The organism is Serratia sp. M24T3, assembly GCF_000257645.1.
Taxonomy (GTDB): Bacteria; Pseudomonadota; Gammaproteobacteria; order Enterobacterales; family Enterobacteriaceae; genus Rouxiella.
On sequence record NZ_AJHJ01000048.1, the window covers coordinates 1 to 12,876 of the forward strand.

Here is a 12,876-nt window from a genome sequence, read left to right on the forward strand (position 1 = left end):
CCAGCAGGACACCCAATATTCCACTGACAATACCTAATCCTGCCCACCAGCTCATATGCCCGTTGGGATCGGCTCGATTAATCGGGTCGCCCGCACAGAAGGCGTAAGGGTTAATGCCTCCTTCACCGAAAGGACTCCAGCTGTCCGGGCAGTTAAAACGCTTTAAAATCGGGTTATATGCACGATAGCCGTTGCCCGGATGATAACTCATGCTGACAGTGTCTATACGCTGACCATTAAATCCTAATACTGCATTATTCATTAATTTTTCCTGTATGCCTGCATTTATTCCAGCTAGCTTTTTTTGACGGCATCATTTGTGATTTACTTGCATTCGCGACTAATAAAATACTCACAACCTCATTATTAACCCAGTCACGAAATATCACTTTCATTAAGTGACGATAGTTACTGAAATTCTAATAGCAATAAACTTCTTAGACGATATTTCAAATGACATCACTTAGATGATATTAAATAAAACAGCTTATAATGCAATTATTTGATTTTATTTTTCATAATAACAGAGCTATAAATCATTCTTGATAAACATTCGTACTTACCATAGAGGAATACACATGCTAGCCATAATAATAGAAGAGATAGCCAAATGGCATGAAGGAGACAGACATTTAATATATTCCGCCGCTAGCGCGGTAATAATTTCGTTACTTGTCAGTATTAAAGATAATAAAAGCAACCGTTACATGCTTACCTCAAGCTGTATATGCGCGGTCATCGCGATATGCTTTAACGTGACTCTGGAGCATATGGGGCTAAATGAAACCTATTCTGCTGCTTTTGGCGCTACTATCGGTTTTATTGGAGCGGATAAACTTCGTGAAATAATTTTGTCTTTGGTTAATAAAAAAATAAGCAGTTGAACGTTAATCAATCCCCCTGATGACGAACAGGGGGATTATTTTACGCTTTCCCGTTGAGATTAAGTGACCGCGTCACCTTTTATAGCATGGGCAAATTAAGGTCGTGTTCTTTGGCGCATTCGATTGCCTGCTCATAGCCTGCATCGGCGTGGCGCATAACGCCTGTAGCCGGGTCATTAAATAATACTCTCGCCAGACGAGCATCCGCTTCCAGAGTCCCGTCGCAAACAATCACCATACCTGCATGTTGCGAAAAGCCCATGCCCACTCCGCCCCCGTGGTGCAGGCTGACCCACGTTGCACCACCTGCGGTGTTTAGCAAGGCATTGAGCAGCGGCCAGTCTGAAACCGCGTCGGATCCATCTTTCATCGCCTCGGTTTCACGATTTGGAGAAGCAACAGAGCCGGTATCAAGATGATCGCGACCAATAACTACCGGCGCTTTGAGCTCGCCGTTGCGCACCATTTCGTTGAATGCCAGACCCGCAATGTGCCGTTCGCCCAGCCCCAACCAGCAAATACGTGCTGGCAGCCCCTGGAAAGCAATACGCTCGCGCGCCATGTCCAGCCAGTTGATAAGGTTAGCGTTATCCGGGAATAACTCTTTAAGCTTGGCATCAGTCTTATAAATATCCTCCGGATCGCCAGACAGCGCAACCCAGCGGAACGGACCTTTGCCCTCGCAGAACAGCGGGCGAATATACGCCGGGACAAATCCAGGGAAATCAAAGGCATTGGTCACGCCCTCGTCTTTTGCCACTTGCCGAATATTGTTGCCGTAATCCACGGTCGGAATGCCCATGGCGTGGAAATCCAGCATCGCCTGAACGTGAACTGCCATTGAGGCACGCGCGGCTTTCACCACTGACTGTGGATCGGATTCGCGCGCCTTTTGCCACTGTTCGAGGCTCCAGCCTTCTGGCAGATAGCCGTTGAGCGGATCGTGTGCCGAGGTCTGATCAGTAACGATATCGGGACGTAAACCGCCCTGCTGCGCGCGTTTCACCAACTCCGGCATGATTTCAGCCGCGTTGCCCAGCAAGCCGACGGAGATGGCTATGTTCTCGGCACAGGCTTTTTCTATCATCGTCAGCGCCTCGTCGATGGTGTAAGCCTTATAGTCGAGATAACGGGTGCGAATGCGAAAATCGATGCGCGATTCCTGACACTCAATCGCCAACACACAGGCTCCGGCCAGTACACCGGCCAGCGGTTGCGCGCCGCCCATGCCGCCCAGACCCGCTGTCAGGATCCACTTGCCGCGCAGGTTGCTGTCATAATGCTGGCGACCGGCTTCGGCGAAGGTCTCATAAGTCCCCTGCACAATGCCCTGCGCACCGATATAAATCCATGAACCGGCAGTCATTTGGCCATACATCATCAGTCCGGCTTTATCCAGCTCGTGGAAATGGTCCCAGTTGGCCCAGTGCGGTACCAGATTGGAGTTGGCAATCAGCACCCGCGGCGCATCCGTGTGAGTGCGGAATACGCCAACCGGTTTGCCAGATTGAACCAGCAGCGTTTCATCCTCTTTCAGCGTGCGCAGACTTTGCAAGATCCCTTCAAATGCTGGCCAGTTACGCGCGGCTTTGCCAATCCCGCCGTACACCACCAAGTCTTCAGGGCGTTCGGCGACGTCTGGGTCGAGATTGTTTTGAATCATGCGGTAAGCCGCTTCGATCAACCAGTTCTGACAGCTCAACTCTGTACCACGCGGGGCGCGAACGACACGGGCAACGGCGGTTTTCTGCGGTGAATTCATTGCTCACTCCTTCATGATGAGTTTAATTTTTTCAGATTAAATGAAGCTTGGCAGCAGTGCCTGCACCGCCGCTGGCCAGTTTTCACGGCCTGCCCACAGACGCATGCTTTCGACATCCGGTGCCATCAGGCGGTCTCGCTCAAGGAAGGCCACACGTTCACGCACGGCGCGAATTTCCCCTTCTATAATCGTCGAACTTTGCAGCGGGCGATTGAAATCGATGCCTTGCACTGCGGCCATGGCCTCTATTCCCACCACTACGGCGGTGTTGAAACACATATCACCCAGACGGCGCGCGGCGTAGGTCGCCATCGACACGTGATCTTCCTGATTGGCCGAAGTTGGCAGACTGTCTACGCTGCCTGGATGCGCCAATGATTTGTTCTCGGAGGCCAGCGCGGCTGCGGTAACCTGCGCTATCATAAAGCCGGAGTTTACGCCGCCGTCATTGACCAGAAATGCCGGTAGCCCTGACAGGCCGGTGTCGAGCAACAAGGCCAGGCGACGTTCGGAAATGGCCCCAATCTCGGCTACCGCCAGCGCGATAATATCGGCAGCAAAGGCTACGGGTTCGGCGTGGAAGTTACCGCCGGAAATTACGTCACCGTTTTCGGCAAACACCAGCGGGTTATCCGACGCGGCGTTGGCTTCAATCTGCAATATTTTCGCCGAATGTTTGAGATTATCCAGACATGCACCCATGACCTGCGGCACGCAGCGGATAGAATACGGGTCTTGCACCCGTCCACAGTGCGTATGAGAAGTGACAATGTCACTACCTTCCAACAGTGCTGAAACGGCTGCGGCCACGGCGATTTGTCCTTCCTGACCGCGCGCCTCGTGAATACGCGCATCGTAAGGTTTTACCGAACCTTTAATGGCTTCCAAAGACAGCGCCCCCGCCACCAGCCCGGCGGCAAATACGCGCTCGCCTTCGAACAGACCGCGCAGCGCCAGCGAAGTGGAAACCTGGGTGCCGTTCAACAGCGCCAATCCTTCTTTTGGACCCAATACGAACGGCTTAAGGCCCACGGTGGCCAAGCCTTCCACGGCCGTGACTTTTACCCCATTGACGCGGACTTCCCCCTCGCCAATCAGCATTAATGAAAGATGCGCCAGCGGTGCCAAATCGCCAGATGCGCCTACCGAACCTTTCTCCGGGATACACGGCATTACACCGGCGTTGAACAGCGCAATCAACGCCTCGATGACTTCAATACGGATACCTGAATGGCCGCGCGACAGGCTCAGTACCTTGGTGGCCATCACCAGGCGCACCACGTTATCAGGCAAGTCCTCACCAATCCCCACGCTGTGTGACAACACCAGATTGCGCTGCAGTTCTGCCAGTCGTTCTGCCGGGATCATGGTTTGTGCCAGCTTGCCAAAACCGGTGTTGATGCCATACACCACGCGACCCTGACTGACAATCTGCTGCACTATTTCCTGGGAAGCCAGCACCTTGGCGCGAGCGGAATCCGCTAGTTCTATGCGCACATTGCCCTGATAAATCTTACGCAGTGTCGACAGGCCAACCTGACCCGGCTGCAAGTGGCAAAGTGTCAACTCGGTGGATGAAGAAGCCATAATCTATTCCTGTATAGACAAGTTGAGTGAAACAATTTCCCGGCACTACATTCTGCCGGGAAATCAGACCGTGTGCGGGATTACCCCGCCGATAAGTTCCTGCTCAGGCAAGGACTTTCCGCACCTGAGATTCAATTTTTGTGGCTCTGATCGCCGCCACCGATAAATCAATTATTCAAGCTGACAAGACTAATGTTCCTGCGCCTGCAAGGTCTCGACGCGAATTTCTTCGGTCACTGTGGCCTTCAGCGCCATAAACTCTGGCGAGGTTTTCAGCCGATAATCACGCGGATGCGGGAAATCCACCGGCACCTCAGTTTTAATCCGGCCCGGACGCGCGCTGAATATCGCCACTTTATTAGCCATAAAAATGGCTTCATCAATGTCGTGAGTGACAAACAGCACCGTTTTTCGCGACGACTCCCAGATCGACAACAACAGTTCCTGCATCATGACTCGCGTCTGGTTATCCAGCGCGCCAAACGGTTCATCCATCAATAAAACCTTGGGATCATTGGCCAGCGCACGGGCAATCGCCGTGCGTTGCTGCATACCGCCTGAAAGCTGGCGCGGAAAATGATGTTCGAACCCCCGCAGCCCCACTTTATTGATAAAATAGTCACTGCGTTCTTTTTGCGCCGCCCTGGAGACGCCGCGCTCCTGCAACCCGAAGCAAATATTTTGCTGCACGCTAAGCCAGGGAAACAGCGTGTAGCTTTGAAACACCATGCCGCGATCGGCGCCGGGGCCATCGACAAGCTCGCCGTCGAGCCACACTTCGCCGCGCGTCGGCTGATCCAGACCAGCCACAATCCTTAGCAAGGTTGACTTACCACAGCCGGAAGGCCCGAGAATGGTAATAAAATCATTCTCGTTGACCTGATAATCCACCGGCAGCAGCGCCTGAGTTTTTTCGCCTTTCGGGCCGGTAAAAATGCGTTCAACCTGACGAACACTCAGTTTGGGATGAATCATTTGAATGAGCTCCAGATAAACAGGCGGCGGTTGGCCGCTTTAAACAGGAAGTCAGACAGCAGGCCGATGCAGCCGATGACGATAATGCCGAAGATCATCTGTCCGGTATTAAGCATCGCCTGACTGTCGACAATCATGTGGCCGATACCGCTGGAGGAGCCGATAAGTTCGGCGACAATCACGTAGGTCCACGCCCAGCCCAGCACCAGGCGCAGCAGCTCGGCAATTTCAGGCGCGGCTCCGGGAATAATCACTCGGCGCACGACGCTTTTGTTTGTCGCTCCAAGGGTATAGGCAGCTTCGACCAGGTCACGTCGCGCCGCACCGACAGTGACCGCCACCATCAAAGTAATCTGGAAAAACGAGCCGATAAAAATCACCAGAATCTTTTGCATTTCACCGATGCCGGCCCAAAGGATCAGCAGCGGCACAAAGGCAGAGGCGGGCAGATAGCGGCAAAACGACACAAACGGCTCGAAAAATGCCTCAATGAGTTTGTAGGAACCCATCAAGATACCCAGTGGAACGGCAATGATCGCAGCCAGAATAAAGCCGCCCAGTACGCGCCACACCGTCATGCCGATATCGCTAGCAAAGTCGAACTGGGTAAACAGCAGCCAACCTTCTTGCAGCATACTGGCCGGATTTGCCAGAAACGTCGGTGAAACCAGACCGGTAAACGTCGCCAGCGCCCAGACGGCAAAAAAGACCACAAAAAAGCAGAAACCGAGGAACCAGCGCTGGCGAGCGGCAACCGGGCGCAACGGCACCATTAACGGATTATGCGAGACCTTTTTGCTTGCCGGCAATGGAGCCGGCTCGCGGCCATCTGTTGCGGACGGGACCCGTGGTGCATCACTGACAGTTCGTTGCATCAAAGCTACCCTCCTGTTAATCGCTATTTCGCTACCGTGGCGTTATTGACGTACTGCGGGTCAAATAAAGTGCTGATATCTGGCGTTTTGCGCAAAATCTTCATTTGCGTCAACAGCGTAGCTGCCTCTTTACTGAAGCTGGTAATTTCTCCGCCAAAGAATTTCTTGTTTTGATCCAGATCCTGCCAGCGCAGATAGCTCGACTCTTCAGCAAACTGCTTGCCGGTTTCTTTCACCGCCGCGCCCATGATTTCGTTGGACTTGTCCGGGTCTTGTTTAATCATCGCCAGCGCGTCGAAATAGCTATTAACCAACGCCTGCGCCGCTGCGGGATTTTTCTCAAGGAAGGCTGGCGTGCAGCCAAGAGTATCCATCACCATCGGGTATTGCAGCGTGGTGGCCAGGATCTTGCCTTTGTCCGGGCTTTGGCGAATCGAAGACAGGTAAGGCTCGTAGGTTACTGCCGCATCGTTTTGACCGGCAATAAAGGCGTGCGCTGCGGCGTCCGGGCCAAGCGTCGCCAGCTTGACGTCTTTCATGGTCATGCCGTTTTTATCCAGCATCCACGCCAGCAGAAAATAAGAGGAGGTTCCCGGAGCATCGACGCTAATCGTCTTACCCTTGAGATCGGAAATCTTGTTGATGCCCTGCCGCACCGCGATACCGTCCGCGCCGTAGGATTTATCAAGCTGAACGATTTGCTTGATTGGCACCCCGGCGGCGTTCCAGGTGAGATAAGTCTCGACGGTAGTGGCGGCACATTGCAGCGAACCGGAAGCGATAGCCAGATGGCGCGACTGCTGCGGCACCATTTTTAGCGTAACGTCCAACCCGTTTTTCTTGAAGATGCCGGCTTTATCCGCCAGCGTCAGAGGAGCAAAACCTGTCCAGCCAGAAATACCGATAGCGACCGGGGTGTCTGCCGCCTGCGCAGCGCCCGCACTGGCGCAGCCCAGAGTGACAGCCACACTCAGTAAGGTGAAGGATTTTTTCAGTACGGCTTTGGAAAACACATTGCTCATTTGCCACTCCTGTCGAAAGTACCTGTCTGGAATATTGGACTGTCACACCGTGACCGCGCCACTGTCTATTCTTGTCTATACAAGCTAGCGACTTAATTGAGGCAAAGTTTGTGCCAGTTTTAAGTCGCATCAGGAATGCCGCTAAAGCCCGACCGAGCGGCGTAGAATCTATCCTCATTATGCCGTAGCGGATTAATTGCTGGCCGCAAAGATCCAGCGTCTGGCGCTACGGTTTAATTCAGTGCAGCCGCCGCGCTATTTTGGCGCAGCGAGCGGGATTGCATCAAAAAGCCGGGATCGCAATAAACCCTCGTATTCATCAGCACCGCAGGAATCAATACAGCGGCAGGATAGCCGCCCATAGCAACAGGCAATCTTTACTTTTAGCGTGCAGCAGCAATTCTAAGGTCACGTCCTGCCCGTTATCCCAGACCACGCCCTGATTGGCCGTGAGTAATTTTTCGCCCTGCAATTCCCATTCGCCTTTTAGAATCAGCAGCACGCCGCCCATTAATAACGGCGCGCAAAAATCGTTGTTTTTGGCGCTGACCACTGAGCGACAGGTGCCGCGTCGAGTCATGATATTAAAATCAGTCGTGGTGCCGCCGGTAAGCTCTGCGCTCAGTGTCAGGTCACCGGAAAAGGCAAAAGGCTCGGCGGGGGTAGTAAGATAGTGGTCAACCTGGTTTTTGGAAAACAGATGAACCCCCTCACCGGTCAACAAAGTGATTGAACGATCGATGCCGTGGAAGGCTGAAAACGGCCCATCCTGAGCGATGGTGGCAATGCTGGCCCGCCAGTTAAAATCGCTGGCCTCTTCTGGCGTGCTGATGATCTCACGGGTTTCGCCGCCGCCGTTGCGCCAGGGGGTGACAGGTAAATCGTCAATATTAAAAAAGCTCAAAGTGTTGTGAATCGTTGAAGCAAAACTCATAAAGACTCCTACTCCTGACTCAGGAGTTTTAGCAAGGCAAGAAAATCCGCCGCCGCTTCTGTCTGTTGCGCATGGCGGCCTGCAATAATCTTAGCCTCTCCTGCGACCCACACGTCCTGAATCTGCGCCGCTGTGCCTGCAAAAAGCCAGCGATTGAGCAATTCGCCGTCCTGCGCTGCGCCTAAATACGGGCATTCGCCGTCCAAAACCAGCCAGTCAGCGCGATAACCCGCTTCCAGCTTGCCAATCATGACGCCGCAGGCCTGTGCTCCGCCTGCCAGAGCCTGATGATAAAGCAGGTCTCCCACCGAAGGCTGCTCGTGAGTTACCAGACGGTTACGACGGGTATCGCGCAGCCGCTGCCCGTACTCCAACCAGCGCAGTTCCTCTACCACGTTTAGGGAAACATGACTGTCGGACCCAATGCCCCACGAGCCGTTCTGCGCCAGATAATCAACCCCGGGGAAAATGCCGTCGCCGAGATTGGCTTCCGTGGTTGGACAGAGACCGGCCACCGCCCCGCTCAACGCCAGCTGTTTTAGCTCGGCCTGATCGGGATGGGTCGCGTGAATCAAGCACCAGCGTGCGTTGACCTCAAACTTGTCAAACAGCCAGGCAATGGGCCGCTGGCCGCTCCAGGCTACACAGTCATTAACCTCTTTGACCTGTTCCGAGATGTGAATATGTACCGGCAAACTTGCATCGCTGCTGGCCAGTACCTGCTGCATTTGTTGCTGGGAAACGGCGCGCAGGGAATGGAAGCAAAGGCCCTGATTCTGGGTGGTAATGCCTTTGATTTGTTGGGATATAATCTGCTGTTGCTGCAAATAACTGTCGGTGTTTTGGATAAAGCGACGCTGGCCGGGCTGCGGCGGCTGTGCGCCAAAACCAGAATAGCTGTAAAGTACTGGCAGCAGGGTCAGGCCAATTCCCGCCTGTTCGGCAGCACGGCTCAGATAAGCGGTCATCTCTCCTGGATCAGCGTAAGGATTGCCCAACGGGTCGTGGTGCAGATAATGAAACTCCGCGACCTGGGTATAGCCGCCTTTCAGCATTTCGATATACAGCTGACGGGCAATCACCCCGACCTGCTCGGGCGTCAGGCGGCCAACCATGCGATACATCAGTTCACGCCAGGTCCAGAAGCTGTCCTGTGGATTACCCGCTACCTCGGCGAGACCCGCCATGACTCGCTGGAAAGCGTGAGAATGCAGATTTGGCATGCCCGGAACCACCGCTCCCGAGAGTAACTGACACCCTTCACTGCTGGCGCTGATCAGTACTTCAGTGATAAAACCCTGTGCGTTGACTTCAAGACGAACGTCGTGGGCCCAACCATGGGGCAGCAAGGCGCGAGAAGCAAAAAATGCAGGCATGGCAAGTTCCCGGTGTAAGTTAATTGATCTAAAAACTGACCTGTGATTAAAAATCTTTCGACTTTTGAGACTTTCCTGAACAGCTTGTCTATACATATACATACGGCAATGAAATCTGTAAACTGCCGATGTTGCTTTTTTTAACAAATAGCGCAGTTAAATTGACTAATAAGTGAGGTGAGTGGCATGTCTGACCAACCGTTGTCCGAACAACAGGTGGTGTCACAACAAATTTTATCGCAGCTCTCGGCGGCGATAAGCGATACACCCGCCCCGATTTATCAGCGCGTAAAACAGGCGATAGTTGGCCAGATCCGCACCGGTGTGTGGCCGCCGCACCAGCGTGTACCTTCAGAAAGCGAGCTGGTCAACGAGCTGGGCGTGAGCCGCATGACCATTAACCGCGCGCTGCGGGAGTTGACCAGCGAAGGTTTCCTCATCCGCATGCAGGGGGTCGGCACTTTTGTTGCCGAAGCCAAGGCCTATACCCCGATGCTGGAAGTGCACAATATTGCCGATGAAATTGCCGAACGCGGTCATCGCCACAGCAGCAGGATTGTGGTCTGCGAAGCCCGTGCCGCCGATGCAGAACAGGCGCTACAGCTGGGTATCTCCCGCGGTGAACAGATGTTTTACTCGCAGATTATTCATTACGAAAATGACGTGCCGGTGCAAATTGAAGACCGCTATGTCAATCCCAAAACTGCCCCGGATTATCTGCACAACGTGTTCAGCAACAGAATGCCCTACGACTACCTGATGCAGGTTGCACCGCTGACCAGCGGCGAGCATCGGGTCGAGGCAGTAAGCGCCAGCGCCGAACAAAGTGCCCAGTTACAGTTAAAAGAGCATGAACCCTGCCTGCTTATCCATCGTCGCACCTGGAGCGGCAATCAGGTAGTCACCTCGGCACGGCTGATTTATCCCGGCTCGCGTTACCAGCTGTTTGGCCGCTTCACCAGCCACGGCTAAACACCTGTGGGCCGCAAGCGCCTGCGACGAAAAGTATAAGAAAAAGCTATCGTTGCCGTGCTTGCCGCCTGCGAGGTTATGCGTTAGCTTCCCTGTCGTTGTCTATACAAGATACGTTAAAGCAGGAGATCCTCATGGCGGTACCCTTGCATTCTTCGCCCTCTTTTGACGGCAAAATTCACTGTGACAGCCTGTGGTTTGGGGCCGACTTAGTCACTATGCATGATGGGCATTACAGCATCATCGAAGATGGCACGATCGCGGTCAAAGACGGCAGGATCCTGTGGATCGGTCCACGAAATCAGAGTCCTGACTTTACCGCGCCGCAGCGCACTGATTTTGGCGGCGGCATTGTGACCCCCGGATTTATCGACTGCCATACGCATCTGGTATTTGGCGGTGACCGCAGCGCCGAGTTTGAACAACGCCTGAATGGCGTGAGTTACGCCGCAATCGCGGCTCAGGGCGGCGGGATCCTCTCTACCGTCAATGCCACTCGCGACGCCACTCAGCAGCAACTTTTTGCCGCAGCAGAATGTCGACTGCGCCCGCTGCTGGCCGAAGGCGTCACCTGTATCGAAATCAAATCCGGTTACGGGCTGAGTGAAGAGAGCGAGCTGAAAATGCTGCGGGTGATCCGCGAGCTGGGCGCTACGCAACCGGTCGAGATTAAGTCGACCTGTCTGGCAGCTCACGCGGTTCCTCCCGAATTTAAAGGCAAGGCCGATGACTATATCGACCTGATTTGCGACAGTTTACTGCCCCAGGTTGCCTCCGAGGGCCTAGCCGACGCCGTTGATGCGTTTTGTGAACATCTGGCGTTTTCACCGCAGCAGGTCGAGCGCGTTTTCAATAAGGCTGCTGCGCTGGGCCTGCCGGTAAAACTGCACGCCGAACAGCTTTCCTCCTTGCATGGCAGCACGCTTGCGGCAAAACACCACGCGCTTTCTGCCGATCATCTGGAATACGCTACCGAATCTGATGTCGCGGCGATGGCGGCCAGCGGCACTGTCGCGGTGCTGCTTCCCGGCGCTTACTATCTTTTGCGTGAAACCCAGTGCCCGCCGGTTGAGCTGTTTCGCCACCACGGCGTACCGATGGCGCTGGCCAGCGATGCCAACCCCGGTACTTCTCCGGCACTTTCGCTGCGCCTGATGCTGAATATGGCCTGTACCCTGTTTCGCATGACGCCAGAAGAAGCGCTGGCGGGTATCACCCTGAACGGCGCAAAAGCGCTGGGTCTGGAAAAAACGCACGGCACGCTGGAGGCCGACAAGGTTGCAGACTTCGTGCACTGGCCGTTAAAGCGCCCTGCAGAACTGGTTTACTGGCTGGGCGGTCAACTGCCCTGCACCGTTGTTTATCGTGGAGAAATTCGTTTATGAGCCTAGCAGAACCTTATGAGTTCATTCAGGGGACTGCGCCCCTGTTGATCAGCATCCCGCATGCCGGAACTCACCTGACGCCGGAAGTGGCCAGTGGCCTCACCGATGCCGCCCTGCCATTGTCCGATACCGACTGGCATATTCCCGAACTGTATAATTTCGCCAAGGCGCTGGGCGCGAGCATTATCATCGGCCAGTACTCGCGCTTTGTCATCGACCTTAATCGCCCGGCCGACGACAAACCGCTGTATACCACCGCAACCACCGGGCTTTACCCTGATACCCTGTTCGACGGCCGCCCGACCTTTAAAGAAGGTCAACAACCCAGCGATGAACAGCGTAAAGGCTATCTGGATACCCTGTGGCAGCCGTATCACCAGAAAATTCAGCATGAGCTTGACCGCATTAAGCAGCAGCACGGTTACGCCATGCTGTTTGATGCCCATTCCATTGCCTCGGTGATACCGCGCCTGTTTGAAGGGAAATTGCCTGATTTGAATCTCGGCACCAACAGCGGCCTGAGCTGCGCGCCGGGTTTGATTGGCGTCGTTCAAAGCTGTTGCAGCGCGCAAGAGACCTTTACTCATGTGCTGAACGGCCGTTTTAAAGGCGGTTATATCACCCGCGCCTATGGTCAACCGGATAAACATCAGCACGCAGTGCAGTTGGAGTTGGCACAGTGTAATTATATGGAAGAGATAGAGCCTTATCCTTATGCACCCGCCAAGGCGGAACAGCTACAAACGGTACTAAAACCGCTGCTGGCAAGCATGCTGCAATGGGGCGAAAGTCATTATAAATAATCATAATTAATTTTACGCTGTCTACCGATTATCGTTTTGCCAGACAGCGCTTATCGGGGAGTGGATTTTTAATCGAGGTCCAGCAAGTATTTCATTGCTGTTGCAGCAAACTGTTGTAGCAAGGCGGCAAGTGAAAGAGTCCCGATGAGCTGACGCTGGTCAGTGATTCGGGCGATTAAGCGCTGCCAACGCCGCTGCGACTGCAAGGACGCACACTGCATTTAGCCAAAGTCATTGCTGTTGCAGCAAGGCGGCAAGTGAAAGAGTCCCGCTGAGCTGACGCGGGTCAGTGATGCGGGCG

At 54.0% G+C, this 12,876-nt stretch carries 13 protein-coding genes; 4 read left to right on the top strand and 9 right to left on the bottom strand.

Annotation, left to right across the window (positions count from 1 at the left end):
• Window positions 1-262 (bottom strand): RHS repeat-associated core domain-containing protein (locus SPM24T3_RS22260; protein WP_009639093.1); only part of this gene is annotated, 262 nt, incomplete at its 3' end.
• 316 nt (window positions 263-578) lie between these two features.
• Here SPM24T3_RS22260 and SPM24T3_RS22265 point away from each other — a divergent pair.
• The gene (locus SPM24T3_RS22265; protein ID WP_009639094.1) at window positions 579-884 is read left to right on the top strand and encodes a phage holin, lambda family; all 306 of its coding nucleotides are present in this window, start codon (window positions 579-581) and stop codon (window positions 882-884) included.
• Between the two features lie 79 nt (window positions 885-963).
• On the opposite strand, the gene hutU is transcribed toward SPM24T3_RS22265, so the two are convergent.
• The 7 genes from hutU to SPM24T3_RS22300 all read right to left on the bottom strand — a co-directional run bounded on the left by hutU (window position 964) and on the right by SPM24T3_RS22300 (window position 9,415).
• Entirely contained in the window at window positions 964-2,646 is a 1,683-nt protein-coding gene (gene hutU, locus SPM24T3_RS22270; RefSeq protein ID WP_009639095.1) for a urocanate hydratase, read from the bottom strand.
• Between the two features lie 36 nt (window positions 2,647-2,682).
• Complete coding sequence (gene hutH / locus SPM24T3_RS22275) at window positions 2,683-4,233, bottom strand: histidine ammonia-lyase (RefSeq protein WP_009639096.1); 1,551 nt, start codon at window positions 4,231-4,233, stop codon at window positions 2,683-2,685.
• A gap of 189 nt (window positions 4,234-4,422) precedes the next feature.
• Window positions 4,423-5,208: an ABC transporter ATP-binding protein gene (locus tag SPM24T3_RS22280; protein ID WP_009639097.1), complete on the bottom strand. Its 786-nt coding sequence runs from the start codon at window positions 5,206-5,208 to the stop codon at window positions 4,423-4,425.
• Window positions 5,205-5,981, bottom strand: coding sequence for an ABC transporter permease (locus tag SPM24T3_RS22285; RefSeq protein ID WP_009639098.1), 777 nt, complete (start codon window positions 5,979-5,981; stop codon window positions 5,205-5,207). Before SPM24T3_RS22285 ends, SPM24T3_RS22280 begins: the two co-directional genes overlap by 4 nt.
• A gap of 125 nt (window positions 5,982-6,106) precedes the next feature.
• Entirely contained in the window at window positions 6,107-7,105 is a 999-nt protein-coding gene (locus SPM24T3_RS22290; protein ID WP_009639100.1) for an ABC transporter substrate-binding protein, read from the bottom strand.
• A 334-nt stretch (window positions 7,106-7,439) separates the two neighbouring features.
• Window positions 7,440-8,039 (bottom strand): HutD family protein, encoded by a 600-nt coding sequence (locus tag SPM24T3_RS22295; RefSeq protein WP_009639101.1) that lies wholly within the window; start codon window positions 8,037-8,039, stop codon window positions 7,440-7,442.
• An 8-nt stretch (window positions 8,040-8,047) separates the two neighbouring features.
• On the bottom strand, window positions 8,048-9,415 hold the full coding sequence (locus tag SPM24T3_RS22300) for a formimidoylglutamate deiminase (protein ID WP_009639102.1): 1,368 nt from the start codon (window positions 9,413-9,415) through the stop codon (window positions 8,048-8,050).
• 186 nt (window positions 9,416-9,601) lie between these two features.
• Between SPM24T3_RS22300 and hutC the strand changes: the two genes are divergently transcribed.
• The 3 genes from hutC (at window position 9,602) to hutG (ending at window position 12,575) form a co-directional block, all read left to right on the top strand.
• A complete protein-coding gene (gene hutC, locus SPM24T3_RS22305; RefSeq protein WP_083836296.1) occupies window positions 9,602-10,387 on the top strand; it encodes a histidine utilization repressor in 786 nt (261 codons plus the stop codon).
• Between the two features lie 134 nt (window positions 10,388-10,521).
• Window positions 10,522-11,772, top strand: coding sequence for an imidazolonepropionase (hutI, locus tag SPM24T3_RS22310; RefSeq protein WP_009639104.1), 1,251 nt, complete (start codon window positions 10,522-10,524; stop codon window positions 11,770-11,772).
• Entirely contained in the window at window positions 11,769-12,575 is an 807-nt protein-coding gene (gene hutG, locus SPM24T3_RS22315; RefSeq protein WP_009639105.1) for an N-formylglutamate deformylase, read from the top strand. Before hutI ends, hutG begins: the two co-directional genes overlap by 4 nt.
• Window positions 12,576-12,643: 68 nt before the next feature.
• Here hutG and SPM24T3_RS25755 read toward each other — a convergent pair whose 3' ends face one another.
• Window positions 12,644-12,796, bottom strand: a complete 153-nt coding sequence (locus SPM24T3_RS25755) for a hypothetical protein (protein WP_192807972.1) — start codon at window positions 12,794-12,796, stop codon at window positions 12,644-12,646.
• Between the last annotated feature and the right edge of the window lie 80 nt (window positions 12,797-12,876).